The sequence below is a fragment of the Prosthecodimorpha staleyi genome (assembly GCF_018729455.1).
Lineage (GTDB): Bacteria > Pseudomonadota > Alphaproteobacteria > Rhizobiales > Ancalomicrobiaceae > Prosthecodimorpha > Prosthecodimorpha staleyi.
The window spans coordinates 66592-84787 of sequence record NZ_JAHHZF010000016.1 but is presented as its reverse complement, the minus strand read 5'-3'; the positions used below and the strand labels follow the sequence as shown (position 1 = coordinate 84787).

The window sequence follows — 18196 nt, the reverse complement described above, 5'->3', positions numbered from 1 at the left end:
AGCCCCGATGGCGCTCAGAGACAAACCCTCGCAATTCGTCGCCTGGCTCCAGGCCGGGCCGATGATGCTCGTCTTCCTCGTGTTCTTCCTGGTCCCGCTCGCTTTCGTGATCATCGTGAGTTTCTGGGACTACAACGAATACGAGATGATCCCGAGCTTCACGACGCGCGGCTATGTTGAGACCTTCGAGGGCTGTCTCGCGCAGCTTCCCGACCTGTGCACCATCCTCAAGACCTACCTGAAGACGCTGAAGCTGTGCTTCCTGGTCTGGCTGATCACGCTGGTGATCGGCTTCACCGTCGCCTATTTCCTGGCCTTCCACATCCGCTCCAAAACCTGGCAGATCGCCCTGTCGCTGATCTGCACGATCCCGTTTTGGACCTCGAACGTGATCCGCATGATCGCGTGGATCCCGCTCCTGGGGCGCAACGGGCTGGTCAATTCCGGCCTCGTCAAGGCCGGCGTGATCGACAAGCCGCTGGAATGGCTGCTCTATTCAGAGTTCGCCGTGGTCCTGGCGCTGGTCCACCTGTTCACCTTCTTCATGGTCGTGCCGATCTTCAATTCGATGATCCGCATCGACAAGCGGCTGATCGAGGCCGCCTACGATGCCGGCGCGACCGGCTTCCAGACGCTGACCAACGTGATCATCCCGCTCGCCAAGCCCGGCATCGTGATCGGCTCGATCTTCGTCATCACCATCGTGATGGGCGACTTCGTCACCATCGGCGTCATGGGCGGGCAGCAGATCGCCGCCGCCGGCAAGATCATCGAGACGCGCCTCAATGCGCTGCAGTTCCCGGCCGCCGCCGCCAACGCGGTCATCCTGCTCGGGATCACCTTCATGATCATCGCGATGCTGTCGCGGCTGGTCGACGTGCGCAAGGAGCTGTGACATGCTGCGCGAAGGCCGTCCGCTGAGCTTCTACATCCTGGCTTTCGTCTTCACGCTCTACGTGCTGTTTCTCTACGGGCCGATGCTGGCCATCTACGTGCTCTCCTTCCAGGGGCCGGAGGGCGGGCTGACCTTCCCGATGAACGGCGTCTCGTTGACCTGGTTCGCCAAGCTGTTCGGCGGCGGCGGCATCGTCGACATCGGCGCGGCCTTCTGGCGCTCGCTGAAGCTCGGCCTGGTCGTGATGATGATCACCGTGGTGTTCTCGGTCGCCGCCGGCATGGCCTTCCGCAAGCGCTTCGCGGGCTCCGCTTTCCTGTTCTACACCGCCATCGCCAGCCTGATCGTGCCCTCGATCATCACCTCGCTCGGCATCGCGCTCGAATTCCGCGTGCTCGACGACGCCGTCAAGCTGCATGCCGCCGACTGGGGCTTTGCGAAGCTCGCCGAGGAGTGGACCACCGGCATGGGCCTGTTCACCTCCGGGCTCGGCGCGCATCTGACCTGGACGCTGCCCTTCGGCCTCTTGATCATGTTCGCCATCTTCAACCGCTTTGACGGCCGCCTGGAAGAGGCCGCGCGCGACCTCGGCGCCACGCCCTGGCAGACCTTCCGGCATGTCGTGCTGCCGATCATCCTCCCCTCCGTGGTCGGCATCGGGCTGTTCGGCTTCACCCTGTCGTGGGACGAACTCGCCCGCTCCAGCCAGGCGATCGGCTCGGTCAACACCCTGCCCCTCGAATTGCAGGGCTTGACCACCACGGTCACCAAGCCGGACATCTACGCCCTCGGCACGGTCACGAGCGCGGTCTCCTTCCTGGTCATCTTCGCCGCGCTCTATGCCATCCGTCTGCTGCAGAAGCGGCAGGAGCGGCAGGGATCCGATGCCGGTTCGGGGCTCGTCTGATGCTGATCCACGTCGTCAATCCGAATACCAGCCGCTCCTTCACCGACAAGATCGATCATGCCGCGCGCGCCGTCGCCTCACCGGGGACGCAGATCAGTGCCACCCAGCCAGTGATGGGGCCGGTCTCGATTGAGGGCTATTACGACGAGGCCTACGCCATTCCGGGCATGCTGGCGCGCATCCGCGAGGCCGAGGCGCTCGGCGCGGATGCCCATGTCATCGCCTGCTTCGACGATACCGGCCTCGATGCCGCCCGCCAGTTGGCCCGGGCGCCGGTGATCGGCATCGGCGAGGCCGCCTACCATGTCGCGAGCCTCGTCGCCGGCAAGTTCGCCGTCGTCACCACGCTGGCGCTGGCCATCCCGGTGATGGAGCACAATCTGGTCCGCTACGGCCTCGCCACGCGCTGCGCCAAGGTGCGCGCGGCCGGCATTCCGGTGCTGGCGCTCGAGGATCCGGCGTCCGGCGGCGTCGAGCGCATCTCCGCCGAGATCGAGGCGGCCAAGCGCGACGACCATGCCGAGGCGATCGTGCTCGGCTGCGCCGGCATGGCCGATCTCGCCGCCGACCTGTCCGCCAAGCACGGCCTGCCGGTGATCGACGGCGTCGCCGCCGCCGTGACGCTCGCGGAAAGCCTGGTCCGGCTCGGCGTGAGGACATCCAAGCTCGGCGGCTATGCGCCGCCGCCGCCGAAGCCCTATGTCGGCATCTTCGCCCCGTTTGCGGTCGGGGGCGGCGCGGCGGGGGACGGCGCGTGACCGGGCTCGCGATCGCGCCCGCGGACGCCGCCGGGCTCGCCGTGATGGCCGAGTGGGCGGCGGCCGAGGGCTGGAATCCCGGGCTCGGCGATGCCGCGCCCTTCCTCGCCGCCGATCCAGGCGGCTTCCTCCTCGCCCGCCTCGACGGCGAACCGGTCGCCTGCATCTCGGTCGTGACCTATGGCCCGGCCTACGGCTTTCTCGGCTTCTATATCTGCCGGCCGGAGTTCCGCGGCCGCGGTTTCGGCTGGGCGACCTGGACGGCGGGCATGGCGCGGCTCGGCGACCGCACGGTCGGCCTCGACGGCGTCGTCGCCCAGCAGGCAAACTATGCGAAGTCGGGCTTCGTCCTCGCCCACCGCTCCATCCGCCACGCCGGTATCGTCGCCGCCCCTGCTCCAGCCGATCCGCGCATCCGCGCGCCCGGCCCGGACGATCGCGCGGCACTCGTGGCCTATGACCGGGCAGCCTTCGGCTTCGACCGGCCCGGCTTCCTCGCCGCCTGGACCGACGGCTCGGCGGGTCGCGTCACCCGCCACCTGGTCGAGGACGGCCGGCTCGCCGGATATGGCACGATCCGCCCCTGCCGCACCGGCTACAAGATCGGCCCGCTCTTCGCCGACGACGCGGCCGGCGCGGAGGCCCTGTTCCTGGCCCTCGCCGCGGAGGCCGACGGCGCGACCATCGCGCTCGACACGCCCGCGCCGAATGCGGCGGCGGTCGCGCTCGCCGAGCGGCACGGACTGGTGCCGGTCTTCGAGACGGCACGCATGTATCGCGGCGCCGATCCCGGCCTGCCGCTGTCCCGCATCTTCGGCATCACCACCTTCGAACTGGGCTGACGGCGCCCCGCCGCGCCCCTGGGAGCAGACCATGAGCGACTACGATCTCGTCATCCGCGGCGGCACGGTGGTCACCGCCGCCGACACCATGCGCGCCGATGTCGGCATTCGCGGCGGCAAGATCGTCGCGTTGGCCGAGGCGCTGACCGGCGGCGCGAAGACCATCGACGCGGCCGGACTGCTGGTCATGCCCGGCGGCATCGACAGCCATGTCCATCTCGCCCAGCCGGCCTTCGGCGGCCCGGCCATGGCGGACGGCTTCGAGACCGGCACCCGCTCGGCGATCGCGGGCGGCAACACCACGCTCCTGCCCTTCGCCCTGCAGCCGCGCGGCGCCTCGCTCCGGGCCTCGGTGATGGACTATCACAGGCAAGCCGACGGGCAATCCTACTGCGACTACGGCTTCCACCTGATCATCTCCGACCCCTCCCCGACCGTGCTCGGCCAGGAACTGCCGTCGCTGGTCGAGGACGGCTATTCGTCGTTCAAGGTCTTCATGACCTATGACGACCTGGTGCTGAACGACCGGCAGCTGCTCGAGGTGTTCGATTGCGCGCGCGGCTGCGGCGCGCTGGTCATGGTCCATTGCGAGGGCTACGACTCGATCAAGTTCATGACCGAGCGGCTGGAAGCCGCCGGCAAGACGGCGCCCTACTATCACGCCGTGTCGCGCCCGCAGGTGGTCGAGCGCGAGGCGACCCACCGGGCGATCAGCCATGGCGAACTGCTCGACGTGCCGATCATGATCGTCCACGTCTCCGGGCGCGAGCCGATGGAGCAGATCCGCTGGGCGCAGCAGAAGGGCCTCAAGGTCTATGGCGAGACCTGCCCGCAATATGTCGCGCTGACCGCCGACGACCTCAAGGGTCTCAACATGGACGAGACCGGCGGCAAGTATGTCTGCTCGCCGCCCCCGCGCGACCATGCCTCCTGGGAGGCGATCTGGGAGGGCATCCGCGGCGGTGTGTTCCAGACCTTCTCGTCGGATCACTGCCCGTTCTTCTACGAGGGCAGCCAGGGCAAGCTGAACCCCAAGGCGCGCACCTCTTTCCGGTGGGTGCCGAACGGCATCCCGGGCGTCGAGACCCGCCTGCCGATCCTCTATTCCAAGGGCGTCGCCGAGGGCCGCATCACCGTCAACGAGTTCGTCGCGCTGACCTCGACCAACCACGCCAAGATCTACGGCCTCTACCCCCACAAGGGCTCGATCGGCGTCGGCTTCGATGCCGACATCGTGCTCTGGGACCCGAACCGCCGGGAGACCATCAGCCAGTCGCTGATGCACCACAACTCGGATTATACGCCGTATGAAGGTCTCGCCGTAACCGGTTGGCCGGTCATGACCATCCTGCGCGGCGCCGTCGTCTGCGAGGAAGGTCGGATCCTCGGCGCCAAGACCGACGGCCGCTTCCTGAAGCGCAGTCTGTCGCCCTACGCGGTGCCGTCCGGAAGGGCCGCCTGACGATCCGGCGCGTTGACGGGTGCCTCGGCGCCCCCCGCCGCCGTTGGCGACCGGGCCTGATGGGGGGCCGGCGCGCCGGCCGAACAGCCCCCGCGATCCTGCGCCCCCTTCCCCTTCGCCCCCGAAAGGGGGGGAGAAGGTGGCCGAAGGCCGGATGAGGGGGCCTGGATGCTGCCGCATAGCGAAAAGCCGGCGGTCCGGGTTGGCAGGGCCGGCGACTGGACCGCCACTTCGGCATATATCCGCTCGATCGCCCCCCTCATCCGCCCTTCGGGCACCTTCTCCCCCCTTGGGGGGCGAAGGGGTAACGCGTTGAGGGATCGAGGAAATCGACGCCCCACCCCCCGTCTCCTTCCCCTTCGCCCCCTGCGGAGGGAGAAGGGCTTAACCCGTTGAGGGATTGCACAAACGCTGACTGGATCACGCGCTGGCCCTCCCAAGCATCGTCGCCCGGCGCAAGAGACGGTCAATGCCCCAATCAAGCCACCGCCGGATCGCCCCGTTACCCTTGCCAACCGGCCGGGTGGGCGTTCAGGAAGATGGAGTAGAGCGAGGTCTGGGCGGTGATGTAGAGGCGGTTGCGCTTGGGACCACCGAAGGCAACGTTGGAGACCAGTTCGGGGATCGGGATTTGGCCGAGCAGCGTGCCGTCCGGGTGGTAGCAGTCGACGCCGTTGCCGGTCGAGGTCCAGATATGGCCGCCCCGGTCGACCCGGAAGCCGTCATAGAGGCCGAAGCCGCACAGCGAGAAGCGCCGGCCCGAGCCCGCGACGACCGAATGGCCGTCCGCCGCGACCGTATAGGCGCGGATCTCGGCCGGATGGCCGGGAACATGGGTCGCACCGGTGTCGGCGACATAGAGGATCGTCTCGTCGGGCGAGAAGGCGAGCCCGTTCGGGCGCACCATGTCGGTGATCACGGCGGTCACGTCGCCGGTCGCCGGATCGAGGCGGTAGACGTAGCAGCCGCCGATCTCGGGCTCGGCCTGGAAACCTTCGTAGTTGGTGTCGATGCCGTAGCTCGGATCGGTGAACCAGATCGAACCGTCCGACTTGACCACCGCGTCATTCGGCGAGTTCAGCCGCTTGCCCTGGTAGTGGGTCGCGAGCGCGGTCCAGCGGCCGTCATGGCCGAGCCGTGACACGCGCCGGCCGCCATGCTCGCAGGCGATTACCCGGCCCTCGTGATCGAGCGTGTGGCCGTTGTGATAGCCGCACGGGGTCTGGAACACCGCGACCGAGCCGTCGGCCTCGTCGTAGCGCATCAGCCGGTCGTTCGGGATGTCGGACCAGATCAGCTGCCGCGACAGCGGGACATAGACCGGCCCCTCCGCCCAGCGGCAGCCGGTATAGAGCTTCTCGAGCTTCACATGGCCGATGATCAGGGCGTTGAAGCGCGGATCCAGGATGACATAGTCGCTCATGAGGCGTTTCCGAGTTTCTTGTCGTTCGGGACCGCCATCGGAGCCGAGGTCGCGCCAGACCGCAAGGGGGCAGCCGACGCGCGCCTGTAATTCCTCGTACAAAAATCAGCCGCGCGTGACGGCGAGCACACCGATGGTGGCGAGGTTGAGCAGAACGCCCCAGGTGACCAGCAGTCCGAAGGCCGGGCGCAACTCGGGCCGCACCGCGCGCGCCAGGAAGACCATCAGCACGGGCAGGAAGTCGAGCATGTAGCGGATGCCGTTATACTGCTTGAACCCGTTCGAATGGTAGAACAGCAGCCACAGCACCACCGGCAATACGGCCAGCGCGCCGAACCAGATGGTGCGGTCGCGTGGGCAGAAGAACAGGAACAGCAGGAACGGGCTCGCCGCCAGGAACGAGGCGCCGAACGGGTCGAGCCCCTCCAGCTTCAGCATGGTCGGGCCGGTGAACTGGGCATGGAAGCCCTGCAGGAACATGTAGAAGAAATTAAAGACCACGTAGTCCTTCGAGAAGACGCCGATGTCGCGCAGGCGGTAGACCAGCGGCGTGATGTCGGGGCTGGTCGCGGCCTGGGCGGCCAGGATGTTGTGGCCGGTCTCCATCGGCAGGCCGAAGCGCGACCAGTTGTAGAAGAGGTAGAAGACGACGGCGAGCGAGAAGGCCAGCCCCATCTTCAGGCCCTTGACGATCGTCTCGCGCGAGGGCGGCAGCAGCCGCGCCTGGACGGTCAGCGCGATGGCGAAGACGAAGGGGAACATGAACAGCGTCATCTGCCGGCTGAGGAAGGCACAGCCGAGGGCGAGACCGGCCATCACCACCCGGCCCGCCAGCGCCTCGTGGACCGCGAGCGAGGCCATCAGGAAGCCGACCACATGGGCGAACAGCCACACGCCATCCGAGCGGACGACCGAATAGGCGAGCGGCGTGGAGGCGAAGATGGCGACCAGCAGCCAGCCGGCGGTCGCCGGTTCGGTGCCGAGGCGCATGAAGACGCGCCACCAGACGAGAAGCGTCAGCGCCGTCAGCGCCGCAGCAAAGAAGATGTAGTAGTGGACGTGCAGTCCGAAGGCGGCGACCAGCGGCATCGACAGGACCGCCGGGAACGGCGGCTGGATCAGGTAGGTCTTGCCGCCCGAGCGCACGCATTCGAAATCGTAGCAGCCCTTGAAGTCGAACCGGCCGTTCAGGAAGGCGTCGGCCAGCAGCGTGAAGCTGTTGGTGTCGGCCGGCTCGTGCAGGCCGCGCCAGGCGATGGCCGCGACAATCGCCGCCGTGGCGAGGAAGGCCGCAAACGCGAGAAGGCGATGGCGCAACGACATGCTGACTCCATGGGATAGCCGGGCGGCCCGCGCGGGCCTCCACCCGATGCCGCTACCATTCCGCGCCTTGCCATCGGGTTTGCAGGACGGCCCGGCCGGCCGACATCCTTGCGGCAGCCTCAACGGGACGTGAATCCGGCCGACAGCGGATTTCCGGCAAGCGCCGCGATTGCATACCGATCCGGTTCGCGCGACGCTTCCGGCCCGGCTGACGCTCGGCGCGATTCCGACGGCCCGAGGCAACCGCGAGGGGGAACTGCCATGAAGAGCCCGTTTGCATCCGCAGTCCGCATGACCGGAAAGTCCCTGTCCGGGGTGCTGCTGTTCGGCGCCCTGACGCTGGCCCCGGCGCATGCCGATCCGGTCGGGCAATACACCGTGGAGGGGCGCGGACCCGACGGCGGCGGCTACTCGGGTGTGGCGGTGATCGAGCCGCAGGGCGACGCCTTCAAGGTCACCTGGGTGATCGCGCGCGAGAAGTTCGTCGGCACCGCCGTCGGCAACGAGAACTTCTTTGCCGTTGCATACCGCTCGGGCAGCTCTACCGGCATTGCCGTCTACGGCAAGGACGGCGACGGCTGGCTGGGTGCTTGGACCTACACGGGCGGCACCAAGATCGGCACGGAACGCCTGACACGTCGCTGACTCGCCCGGCCCAAGCGTGTGTTACGACTGAAGAAACACCAAGGCGATGACGCACGGAGGGTTGCCGCCGGGTTCGACTTCGGGCTAGCCTGTCGCCGGCGCCTCGGGACATTCCCTGAGGCCGTCGGGGGCGGGCGCGTACAGGCGGCATGCCGGGACGCAGATTTGGCCCTCAGAAATTCTGCATGAAGCGCGATGCATTTGGACGCGGTTCCCGGCTGCGTCCAAATTCACCGCGCTTCCTCGGACAGGAGCCCTGTGTGATGATCCGCAACCTTTCGGTAGTTCTCGCGCTCGCACTTTCCGGGACGGCCCTGTCCGTTCCGATCCTGTCCGATCCGGCCGATGCCAAGCCCTTCCGCTGGGCGCGCGGCCAGGATGCCCCGACGCTCGACCCGCATACAGAGAATTCCAACCAGGTCTTCGGCCTGCTGCACCAGATCTACGAGCCGCTGATCCACCGCGATCAGGACGGCAAGATCGTTCCCGCACTGGCGCTGTCCTGGGGTCTGCTGCCTGCGGACGCGAAGACCTGGGAATTCAAGCTCCGTCCCGGCGTCAAGTTCCACAGCGGCGACACCTTCTCGGCCGACGATGTGGTCTTCTCGCTGAAGCGCGCGATGGACCCGCTCGCCGGCGTCCGCACGACGCTGGCGGGCGTCGTCGACGTGGTCAAGGTCGACGACCTGACGGTCCATGTGAAGACGCAGGCGCCGATGCCGCTTCTGGTCAACCAGCTGACCAACATCTTCATGATGAGCCAGAAGTGGGCGGAGGCCAACAAGGTCACCCGGCCGCAGGATTTCAAGAACAAGGAAGAGACCTTCGCGGTCCGCAATGCCAACGGCACCGGCCCGTATATTCTGGTGTCGCGCGAGCCCGACTCCAAGACGGTCATGAAGCTCAACGAGGGCTATTGGGGCAAGGGCCAGTTCCCGCTGCAGGCGACCGAAGTCGTCTATAGCGTGATCACCTCCGCGCCGACCCGCATCGCCGCCCTGCTCTCCGGCGAACTCGATTTCGTCCAGGACATGCCGGTCCAGGACATCGACCGCGTCGCCCAGACCGCGAACCTCAAGGTCAATACCGGCCCGGAGGTGCGCTCGATCTTCTACGGACTCAATGCCGGCGACCCGGAACTCGCCACCTCGGACGTGAAGGGCAAGAATCCCTTCGCCGACAAGCGCGTACGCAAGGCGATCGAGATGGCGATCAACCGCGAGGCGATCCAGAAGGTGGTCATGGGCGGCCAGTCGGCGCCGTCCGGCACCCTGATCCCGCCGGGCGTGAACGGCTATTCCAAGGAACTCGATCAGTATCCGAAATGGGATATCGCCAAGGCCAAGGCCCTGATGGCCGAGGCCGGCTATGCGGGGGGCTTCGGGGTCAAGCTCAACTGCCCGAACAACCGCTACATCAACGACGAGAAGATCTGCCAGGCGACCGTCGGCTTCCTCGGCCAGATCGGCATCAAGGTCACGCTCGATGCCCGCCCGATGGCCCAGCACACGCCGACCATCCTGAAGAACGAGACCGATTTCTACATGCTCGGTTGGGGCGTCGCCTCGTTCGACGCGGCCTATACGCTCGACTCCATCTACCACAGCCGCGACAAGGTCTACGGCGCCTACAACGCCACCCGCGTGACCGAGCCGGACTGGGACAAGAAGATGGAGGCGCTCGGCACCGAGACCGACACCGCCAAGCGCGACAAGCTGCTGGCCGAGATCCTCGCCCATGTGAAGGACGAGGCCTTGTTCATCCCGATCCACAACCAGTTGCTCGCCTGGGGCATGAAGAAGGGCATCGAGGTCAAGGTCCAGCCCGAGAACCAGCTCTACGTGAAATACGTCAAGATCGATTGATGTTGCGCGGTGCGATCTCTCGACCCTTTCCCCTTCTCCCCCTTGGGGGAGAAGGTCGCCGAAGGCGGGATGAGGGGGTTGGGATACCGCAGGATCGTCGGAACCGGTGGTCCGGACCGCGGCTTCATCGTGTCGACGAGGGGGGCGTCCCCCTCATCCGCCCTTCGGGCACCTTCTCCCCCCTCCGGAGGGAGAAGGGGAAGGAGCCGGAGGTTCGGTATTTTGCATGCGCAGGCATCCTGTGGCCCGATCTCTCGACCCTTTCCCCTTCTCCCCCTTGGGGGAGAAGGTGGCCGAAGGCCGGATGAGGGGGCTGGATGCCACCACCATGCCCATGCTGGCGGTCTGCGCGACCTGATCCGTCCGCGCGATCGGAACCAACTGAAATATGTAGACTTGACGCCGGATCGTCCCCCTCATCCGCCCTTCGGGCACCTTCTCCCCCCTCCGGAGGGAGAAGGGGATGGAGCCGGAAATTCGGTGCTTGGGGCGTTCGGACATCCAGTCGCTCGATCTCCCGGCCCCTTCCCCTTTGTCCCCTCGCGGGATAGGCACAAGAACCGGAAGACAGATTTAACCGCCCCTGCCATAGCCCCCCTTCCGCCGTCGATGATCGGCGCCGGCCTCTTGCGGATTGCGACCGGCATCGAAACAATTCGGGCTGCCGTGCCGATCGGACCGAGGGGCGGTGGCCATAACCTCGTCCTGGGGCAGGCCGGGGTCGGGTGGACCGGCCCAAATCCTGCTAGTCTCGGATCTCACGATTTGCCGGTGACCGCATGCTCGCATTCCTGATCCGCCGCCTCGCCGAAGCCCTCGTGGTGATGGTGGTGGTCGCCTTCTTCGCCTTCTCCATGTTCCGCTTCATGGGCGACCCCGTCGCCAACATGATGGGTCCGGATGCAACCATCGCCGACCGGGAGGCGATGACCAAGCGACTCGGCCTCGACCGGCCGTTTCCGGTGCAGTTCGCCACCTTTCTGGGCAATGTCGCGGAGGGCGACTTCGGCGTCTCGTTCCGGGTCGGCCGGCCGGTCATCGACCTCGTCAAGGAGCGTCTACCGGCGACACTGGAACTGGCGCTGATCTCCGGCCTGTTCGCGCTGGTCGGCGGGATCGGGCTCGGGGTCTATACGGCGCTGCGGCGCGACGGTCTCCTTTCGCGGGCGATCATGGCCATCTCGCTGATCGGCGTCTCGCTGCCGACCTTCCTGATCGGCATCGCGCTGATCTATCTGTTCGCGGTCGAACTGCGCTGGCTGCCAAGCTTCGGCCGCGGCGAGACGGTCCGGATCGGCGGCTGGACGACCGGCTTCCTGACCGGCTCCGGCCTCGCCTCGCTGGTCCTGCCCTCGATCACGCTCGGCCTGTTCCAGATGACGCTGATCATGCGCCTCGTGCGCTCCGAGATGCTGGAGGTGCTGCGCGCGGACTATATCCGCTTCGCCCGTGCCCGCGGCCTGACCACCCGCGCGATCCATTTCAGCCACGCGCTCAAGAACACGCTGGTGCCGGTGATCACCGTGACCGGCCTGCAGCTCGGCTCGATCGTCGCCTTCGCGATCATCACCGAGACGGTGTTCCAGTGGCCCGGGGTCGGCTCGCTGTTCATCTCCTCGGTCCAGGCCGTCGACGTGCCGGTGATGGCCACCTACCTGCTGTTCGTCGCCGGCTTCTTCGTGTTCGTGAACCTGATCGTCGATCTCCTCTATTTCGCCGTCGATCCGCGCCTGCGCGTCGCCGCGACAGGAGGGCACTGAGATGGCCGCCGCGGATACCGTCCGGGCCGGCCGCCTCCGGCGCGCCCTCGAATCGGACCTGTTCTACTCGTTCCGGCGTTCGCCGCTGACCGTGGTGGCGGCCGTGGTCGTGCTGGTGATCGGCCTCGCCGCCCTGCTCGCACCCTGGATCGCGCCGACCGATCCGTTCGACCCGTCATCGCTCGACCTGATGGACGGCAAGACGCCGCCCCTGAAGCCGAACGAATTCACCGGCCATACCTTCCTGCTCGGCACCGACGACCAGGGCCGCGACGTATTCTCGGCGATCCTCTACGGTGCACGCATCTCGCTGTTGGTCGGCGTCGCCTCGGTGGTCGTCTCGATGGCGATCGGCATCGCGCTCGGGCTGCTCGCCGGCTATCGCGGCGGCTGGGTCGACAGCGTGATCATGCGCGTCGCCGACGTGCAGCTGACCTTCCCGGACCTCCTGGTCGCGCTGATGATCTTCGGCATCGCCCGCGGCGCCCTGCCGATCGCGGCGCAGGAGCACATGGCGATTCCCGTGCTGATCCTGTCGATCGGGATCGCCAAGTGGCCGCAATATGCCCGCACGGTGCGCGGCGTGACCATGGTCGAGCGCGGCAAGGACTATGTCCAGGCCGCCCGTGTGGTCGGCCTGCCGGCCGGCAAGATCATGCGCCGCCACATCCTGCCCAACGTGCTCGGCCCGGTGCTGGTGATCGCCACGCTCGGCCTGTCGCTGGCCATCATCACCGAGGCGACGCTGTCCTTCCTCGGCGTCGGCGTGCCGCCGACCAGCCCGTCGCTCGGCACCCTGCTGCGCATCGGCCAGGAATACATAGCCTCCGGCGAATGGTGGATCCTGTTCTTCCCCGCGATCGCGCTGGTCGCCATCGCCCTGTCGGTCAACCTGCTCGGCGACTGGCTGCGCGACGCGCTCAACCCGAGGCTCCGGTGATGGCCGAACCGCTCCTCTCCGTCCGCGACCTAACCGTTCAGTTCCCGACCCGGCGCGGCCTGCTGACCGCCGTCGACCGGCTATCCTTCGACCTGGCGCCCGGCGAGGTGCTCGGCCTGGTCGGCGAAAGCGGCGCCGGCAAGTCGATGACCGGCTCGGCCATCATCGGCCTCCTGGAGCCGCCCGGCCGCATCGCCGGCGGCGAGATCAGGCTGAAGGGCGAGCGCATCGACAACCTGCCGGCCGAGGCCATGCGGCGCATCCGCGGCCGGCGCATCGGCATGATCTTCCAGGACCCGCTGACCTCGCTCAATCCGCTGATCCGGATCGGCGACCAGCTGGTCGAGACCATCGTCACCCATACCGAGCGGACGCCCTGGGAGGCCAAGCTGCACGCCGCCACCCTTCTGGAGGCGGTCGGCATCCCGGCCGCGCGGGCGCGGATCGACTCCTACCCGCATGAATTTTCCGGCGGCATGCGCCAGCGGGTTGTGATCGCGCTGGCGCTCGCCGCCGATCCGGAACTGATCATCGCCGACGAGCCGACCACCGCCCTCGACGTGTCGGTCCAGGCGCAGATCATCGCGGTGCTGAAGGACCTCTGCCGCGACAAGGGTACCGCCGTGATCCTGATCACCCACGACATGGGCGTTATCGCCGAGACCGCCGACCGGGTCGCCGTGCTCTATGCCGGCCGGCTCGCCGAGATCGGGCCGGTTGCCGACGTCATCAGCCGCCCGCATCACCCCTATACGCGCGGCCTGATGGGCTCGATCCCGTCGCTCGACGGCGGCCGCGACCGGCTGGAGCAGATCCCCGGCTCGATGCCGCGGCTGTCGCATATTCCGCCGGGCTGCGCCTTCAACCCGCGCTGCGCCCAGGCCTTCGCGCGCTGCGTCGCCGAGCGGCCGCCGGCCTACCGGGCGGATGCGTCCGAGGCCGCCTGCTTCCTGCTCGATCCCGCCTCGCGCCCGGCGGAGGCCGCCCGATGACCCTCGACCGCAGCGCACCACCGCTTGTGCGGGTGGAAGACCTCGCCCGCGTCTTCGACGTCTCGAAGCCCTGGCTCGCCCGTGTCATCGAACGCGAACCGCGCCGTTTCGTGAAGGCGGTCGATGGCGTCTCCTTCTCGATCGCCAAGGGCGAGACCTTCGCGCTGGTCGGCGAATCCGGGTCCGGCAAATCGACCATCGCCCGCATGGTGGTCGGCCTGATCCAGCCGACGCGCGGGCGCATCCTGTTCGACAATGTCGACATCGCCGATCCGGGCCGCAGGGCCGATGTCGCGCGCCTGCGCCGGCGGTTCCAGATGATCTTCCAGGACCCCTTCGCGAGCCTCAATCCGCGCTTCCGGGTCGACGCGATCATCGCCGAGCCGCTGACCGCCTTCGGGCTGATGTCGGACCGCGCCGAGATCGAGGCGCGCGTCGCCGATCTCCTGAAGCTGGTCCGGCTCGACCCGGCGGACGGACGCAAGTATCCGCACGAATTCTCCGGCGGCCAGCGCCAACGCATCGCCATCGCGCGGGCGCTCGCTGCCAATCCGGAATTCATCGTCTGCGACGAGCCGACCTCGGCGCTCGACGTTTCTGTCCAGGCGCAGGTCCTCAACCTCATGCGCGACCTGCAGGACGAGTTCGGCCTGACCTATCTGCTGATCACCCACAATCTTGCCGTTGTCCGGCACATGGCCGACGATGTCGGCGTGCTCTATCTCGGCCGCCTCGCCGAGGTCGCCCCGACCGAAGACCTGTTCGCCCGGCCGCGCCATCCCTATACCCGGATGCTGCTCGACGCGGTGCCGGATCTCCGCCCCGGCGGCCGGCCGCGCCGCGCCATCACCGGCGAGATCCCGAACCCGATCGATCCGCCCTCCGGCTGCACCTTCCATCCGCGCTGTCCGCTCGCCGACGAGCGCTGCCGGCGCGAGGCGCCCGGCTATACGCGCGACGGCGCCGCCCGGGTCGCCTGCCATGCGGTCGAGGAGGGACGGACCGAAACCGCCCCGCCGGCAGCCTTCGCGATCGCCTGATCGCTCGATCGCCGAGACGGCTTGATCGCCGGGGCGCCTCAGTCACAATGATTCAACAAGCCGGCGCCCCGTCCGGCGGAGGAAGCGCTTCTTGACCATCGATCCGGCCCTGTCCAATCTGATCACGGAACTCGGCGCGCGCATGGGCCTGCCGAATCTCGCCCTTGATGCCGACCTGACCTGCGCGCTCGGCTTCGACCGGCGGTCGGTGGTCAACATCCAGTACCGACCCGACCGGGATGCCCTGTGGTTCTTCGCCGATCTCGGCGTGCCGGCGGCCGGCGAGGCCGCCTATGAGGACCTGCTGCGCGGCAACTTCTTCTGGCGCTCGACGCTCGGGGCCACGCTCAGCCTGTCCGGCGACCAGCCGCCGCATGTGATCCTCGCCCTGTCGGTCGCCTGGCGCGGCCTGGACGGCGCCCGCCTGGCCAAGCAGCTGGAAAGCTTCGTCAATACCACTGAGGACTGGTCCGAGGTCATCGCCGATCCCGGCGAGGGCCGCACCGCAGCCTCCGAATCGCTCGCCAGCAGCACCGAGCCCATGACCTTCATCCGCATCTGAGCGACCGCGCCATCTGAGTGACCGCTCCCCGGGGGCAACCGCTCTCCGTGGGACGACCGGACCGGTGGCGGGCACTGGCGGGCGAGTAGCTTTTGTGACAGCGGGCGGGCCGCTCCCGGCTATTCTCCGTGCATCGGCCGCAAGGCCCGGTCTTCAGGGGACGCAAGAGCCATGGCCATCGTCGATTCCGGTCGCGCTTCGCACCAGGTCCAGATCGGCACCGGCCCGCTGGGCAAGTCGACCGGCACGCCGGAACAGACGGGCGTCCTGCAGACGAAGCTCGTCCAGGTCATGCCCAAGAGCCAGGACCCGACCCCGCCGCCGACGACGAAATCCGGCGAGGGCGTGTCGCTGTCCGACCGCGTCGTGGAGCAGCAGAAGCCGGCACCGAAGCTGGTCCGGGCCGCCTGGACCTCCGGCGTCTCGACCAAGGACGACCTGATCAAGACCTCCGGGCGCCCGAAGGACGACCGCTTCTTCGGCCTCTACAAGATGTCGACCGGCTACAAGGCCGTGCTCGGCGGCCTGGAGGACTATCACGGCACGATCAAGAAGGCCGACACCTCGGGCGAGACGCCGCGCGAGACGGTCAAGTCGCTGATGGGCCAGCTCGACCGCGTCTACGACCATGCCGAGCGCTACGGCGCCAAGGCGAAGCACTCGCACAAGGGCATGGTCAACGAGGTCCAGATGCAGGTCGAGCAGGACCGCGAGGTGCTGGCCGGGCTCGACAAGGAACTGGCTTCCGGCGGCAAGATCCCGCCCGGCATGAGCTTCGAGCAGGTGCTGGCCTTTGCCCGCGAGGGCATCTCGCTGAACGACATGGCCTCCGTGAAGGACATGACGCCGCTGGAGGCGCGCAACCACATCGAATACCAGACGATCGGCAAGGACATCCCGGATAAGACCAAGACCGAATATACCGAGCAGGGCTTCCGCGCCTCGGAGGCCGTACTGCTGGAGAAATCCGGTCTCGGCCTGTTCGGCGGCATGAAGTATCGGGCGTTGGATATTCCGATCATCCCGGAGACGGTCAGCGGCAAGTTCGCCGAGGCGACGCGCACCGGCAAGATCGAGGAACTCGGCTCCGGCGCCTTCAATTCGGTCTACAAGGCAAAGTTCAAGCAGGATGGCGGCACGATCTTCGATGGCGTGTTCAAGCCGCTCGCTCCCAACGACACCGATCGCGCACACCGGCCGGAACATGGTTGGGTGGCGAAGCAGACCGGCGTCAACCAGTACAATCCGCAGATCGCCTTGCGCAATCTGGCGACCTGCTCGGTTGCCCATGCCCTCAAATTCGATGTCGTACCGCACACCGAAATCGGCTTCGCCGATCTCGGCAAGGGCGAGACGCTCGGGCTGGTCATGGCGCGCGCGAAGGGCAACCCGGCCAGCAAGACCAGCCGAGAAGTGTTCGACAATCCCGAGGTTCGTCGGGAGATCGTCAAGCTGCAGCTGCTCGACCATCTGGTCGGCCAGGGCGACCGGCACTCGAACAACTATTTCATCAACGTCGACAAGGATACCGGCAAGGTCACGGTCACCGGCATCGACAACGACCAGTGCTTCGGCAAGAACCTGACCGACCCGAACGGCATCGCCTACGGTTACGAGGACCACAACGAGGGCTTCCGTGGCACCACCCTGCCGCCGGTGATCGACAGCGACATGGCGCGGGCCTTCGAGACGATGACCAAGGAAGGTCTGGCGGACAGCATGAAGGGCCTGCGCCCGTCCGAAATCTCGGCCGCCCAGGATCGCCTCCAGGCTATGCAGGACCATATCGGCGAGTTGCGCACCAAGGGCCGTGTGATCGATCCGGACAAGTGGGGCGACAAGGACGTCATGAAGCGCTTCGATGAAGACAACAGCTATCTGGGTCGCGATCGTCAGGATGCCCGGCGGGCCTCGCCGTCGCAGCGCCAGGAATTGGACGAGCGGCAAAAGATCATCCAGCAGAATTTGGCCCAGATCTTCATCTGACGATCGCCGCTTCGCCGCCCCTCATCCCTTTTGCCGCGAGATGACCCCATGTCCGAGATCGACGAGACCATTTCACCTGCGGATGCGGCCCGCGCCCTGTTTGCGGCGGACAACCTGCCCTTCCCGCCCCTGTCCGACGCCCTGGCGGCGAGGCTGCTGCGCGACGACGACGAGCGGACGGTCTTTTCCACCCGGGCCGACCTGCCCGCCTCGCCCTATCAGATCGAAATCTATACGCGCGAACTCGGCCGCGGCCGGGCCCCGGCCGACTATGCCGTGATCGGCTTCGCCGGCCATGGCACGAACAGCTGGGCGGCCCACTACTACCGGGTCATGCCCGGCCTCGCCCTGCTGATCCAGATCGAATGGGGCGGCGCCTACACGGATGTCGAACTGTCGCGGACCATGGCCGAGCGGCTGTTCGCCTGGGCCGGGCGCATGCAGGACAAGGCGGCCGCCGCCCGCCAAGCCGGCACGCTGCCGTTCGAGAAGACGCTGCTGTTCGTATTCACGCCCTTCGGCACGTCTGGCTGGACCTGGCTCGACGCCTCCAAGCCCGTCGACCGCGTGCAACTCGACACCGAGGCACCGATCGGCAGCCGCGCCGAGGACGCCTTCGACACGGCCTTGACTGCCCGCCGCTGACGGCCGGTTGACGACCGATCGGAAGCGCCCCGCGGGGCAGATGCCTGGACGTTGCCCGCAAAACCGGGCGCCCGGGACGTCCGGATCGGTTCGGCTCGCCTTGTCCCCGGGCCTTGTCGAAGGCCTTGCGATGGCCCGACGGAGGCCGGAC

General features: G+C 67.4%; 16 protein-coding genes. 14 read left to right on the top strand and 2 right to left on the bottom strand.

Annotated features, from left to right (window positions below):
* The first annotated feature begins 7 nt into the window (after positions 1 to 7).
* Genes KL771_RS26105 through hydA form a run of 5 tightly spaced genes read left to right on the top strand, consistent with a single transcriptional unit; the run spans position 8 to position 4864 of the window.
* A complete protein-coding gene (locus KL771_RS26105; RefSeq protein ID WP_261971445.1) occupies positions 8 to 895 on the top strand; it encodes an ABC transporter permease in 888 nt (295 codons plus the stop codon).
* A gap of 1 nt (position 896) precedes the next feature.
* Positions 897 to 1802, top strand: a complete 906-nt coding sequence (locus KL771_RS26100; RefSeq protein WP_390867774.1) for an ABC transporter permease — start codon at positions 897 to 899, stop codon at positions 1800 to 1802.
* A complete protein-coding gene (locus KL771_RS26095) occupies positions 1802 to 2560 on the top strand; it encodes an aspartate/glutamate racemase family protein (RefSeq protein WP_261971444.1) in 759 nt (252 codons plus the stop codon). The genes KL771_RS26100 and KL771_RS26095 overlap by 1 nt, the downstream gene beginning before the upstream one ends.
* Positions 2557 to 3402 carry a GNAT family N-acetyltransferase gene (locus KL771_RS26090; protein WP_390867772.1) on the top strand — a complete coding sequence of 282 codons (846 nt, stop codon included), beginning with the start codon at positions 2557 to 2559 and terminating at the stop codon, positions 3400 to 3402. Before KL771_RS26095 ends, KL771_RS26090 begins: the two co-directional genes overlap by 4 nt.
* Before the next feature lie 31 nt (positions 3403 to 3433).
* The gene (hydA, locus tag KL771_RS26085; protein ID WP_261971443.1) at positions 3434 to 4864 is read left to right on the top strand and encodes a dihydropyrimidinase; all 1431 of its coding nucleotides are present in this window, start codon (positions 3434 to 3436) and stop codon (positions 4862 to 4864) included.
* A 502-nt stretch (positions 4865 to 5366) separates the two neighbouring features.
* Here hydA and KL771_RS26080 read toward each other — a convergent pair.
* Together KL771_RS26080 and KL771_RS26075 are read right to left on the bottom strand one after the other, a co-directional pair.
* Complete coding sequence (locus KL771_RS26080) at positions 5367 to 6287, bottom strand: SMP-30/gluconolactonase/LRE family protein (RefSeq protein WP_261971442.1); 921 nt, start codon at positions 6285 to 6287, stop codon at positions 5367 to 5369.
* 105 nt (positions 6288 to 6392) lie between these two features.
* Positions 6393 to 7610: a hypothetical protein gene (locus KL771_RS26075; RefSeq protein WP_261971441.1), complete on the bottom strand. Its 1218-nt coding sequence runs from the start codon at positions 7608 to 7610 to the stop codon at positions 6393 to 6395.
* Positions 7611 to 7901: 291 nt separating this feature from the next.
* Between KL771_RS26075 and KL771_RS26070 the strand changes: the two genes are divergently transcribed.
* From KL771_RS26070 to KL771_RS26030, 9 genes are all read left to right on the top strand, one after another.
* Positions 7902 to 8255 (top strand): hypothetical protein, encoded by a 354-nt coding sequence (locus tag KL771_RS26070; RefSeq protein WP_261971440.1) that lies wholly within the window; start codon positions 7902 to 7904, stop codon positions 8253 to 8255.
* Between the two features lie 263 nt (positions 8256 to 8518).
* Positions 8519 to 10120, top strand: a complete 1602-nt coding sequence (locus KL771_RS26065) for an ABC transporter substrate-binding protein (RefSeq protein WP_261971439.1) — start codon at positions 8519 to 8521, stop codon at positions 10118 to 10120.
* A gap of 779 nt (positions 10121 to 10899) precedes the next feature.
* Entirely contained in the window at positions 10900 to 11880 is a 981-nt protein-coding gene (locus tag KL771_RS26060) for an ABC transporter permease (RefSeq protein WP_261971438.1), read from the top strand.
* Position 11881: 1 nt separating this feature from the next.
* Positions 11882 to 12820: an ABC transporter permease gene (locus KL771_RS26055; RefSeq protein WP_261971437.1), complete on the top strand. Its 939-nt coding sequence runs from the start codon at positions 11882 to 11884 to the stop codon at positions 12818 to 12820.
* Complete coding sequence (locus tag KL771_RS26050; protein ID WP_261971436.1) at positions 12820 to 13812, top strand: ABC transporter ATP-binding protein; 993 nt, start codon at positions 12820 to 12822, stop codon at positions 13810 to 13812. The genes KL771_RS26055 and KL771_RS26050 overlap by 1 nt, the downstream gene beginning before the upstream one ends.
* Positions 13809 to 14852: an ABC transporter ATP-binding protein gene (locus KL771_RS26045; protein WP_261971435.1), complete on the top strand. Its 1044-nt coding sequence runs from the start codon at positions 13809 to 13811 to the stop codon at positions 14850 to 14852. Before KL771_RS26050 ends, KL771_RS26045 begins: the two co-directional genes overlap by 4 nt.
* 91 nt (positions 14853 to 14943) lie before the next feature.
* Complete coding sequence (locus tag KL771_RS26040) at positions 14944 to 15414, top strand: type III secretion system chaperone (protein ID WP_261971434.1); 471 nt, start codon at positions 14944 to 14946, stop codon at positions 15412 to 15414.
* A 171-nt stretch (positions 15415 to 15585) separates the two neighbouring features.
* Positions 15586 to 17400: a hypothetical protein gene (locus KL771_RS26035; protein WP_261971433.1), complete on the top strand. Its 1815-nt coding sequence runs from the start codon at positions 15586 to 15588 to the stop codon at positions 17398 to 17400.
* Positions 17401 to 17448: 48 nt separating this feature from the next.
* Positions 17449 to 18045 carry a hypothetical protein gene (locus tag KL771_RS26030; protein WP_261971432.1) on the top strand — a complete coding sequence of 199 codons (597 nt, stop codon included), beginning with the start codon at positions 17449 to 17451 and terminating at the stop codon, positions 18043 to 18045.
* The last annotated feature ends 151 nt before the right edge of the window (positions 18046 to 18196 follow it).

Coding starts and splice junctions, on each gene's coding strand:
- KL771_RS26050 (WP_261971436.1), top strand. CDS start 12,820: ATGGCCGAACCGCTCCTCTCCGTCCGCGACCTAACCGTTCAGTTCCCG.
- KL771_RS26080 (WP_261971442.1), bottom strand. CDS start 6,287: ATGAGCGACTATGTCATCCTGGATCCGCGCTTCAACGCCCTGATCATC.
- KL771_RS26095 (WP_261971444.1), top strand. CDS start 1,802: ATGCTGATCCACGTCGTCAATCCGAATACCAGCCGCTCCTTCACCGAC.
- KL771_RS26045 (WP_261971435.1), top strand. CDS start 13,809: ATGACCCTCGACCGCAGCGCACCACCGCTTGTGCGGGTGGAAGACCTC.
- hydA (WP_261971443.1), top strand. CDS start 3,434: ATGAGCGACTACGATCTCGTCATCCGCGGCGGCACGGTGGTCACCGCC.
- KL771_RS26065 (WP_261971439.1), top strand. CDS start 8,519: ATGATCCGCAACCTTTCGGTAGTTCTCGCGCTCGCACTTTCCGGGACG.
- KL771_RS26105 (WP_261971445.1), top strand. CDS start 8: ATGGCGCTCAGAGACAAACCCTCGCAATTCGTCGCCTGGCTCCAGGCC.
- KL771_RS26100 (WP_390867774.1), top strand. CDS start 897: ATGCTGCGCGAAGGCCGTCCGCTGAGCTTCTACATCCTGGCTTTCGTC.
- KL771_RS26030 (WP_261971432.1), top strand. CDS start 17,449: ATGTCCGAGATCGACGAGACCATTTCACCTGCGGATGCGGCCCGCGCC.
- KL771_RS26060 (WP_261971438.1), top strand. CDS start 10,900: ATGCTCGCATTCCTGATCCGCCGCCTCGCCGAAGCCCTCGTGGTGATG.
- KL771_RS26035 (WP_261971433.1), top strand. CDS start 15,586: ATGGCCATCGTCGATTCCGGTCGCGCTTCGCACCAGGTCCAGATCGGC.
- KL771_RS26055 (WP_261971437.1), top strand. CDS start 11,882: ATGGCCGCCGCGGATACCGTCCGGGCCGGCCGCCTCCGGCGCGCCCTC.
- KL771_RS26070 (WP_261971440.1), top strand. CDS start 7,902: ATGACCGGAAAGTCCCTGTCCGGGGTGCTGCTGTTCGGCGCCCTGACG.
- KL771_RS26075 (WP_261971441.1), bottom strand. CDS start 7,610: ATGTCGTTGCGCCATCGCCTTCTCGCGTTTGCGGCCTTCCTCGCCACG.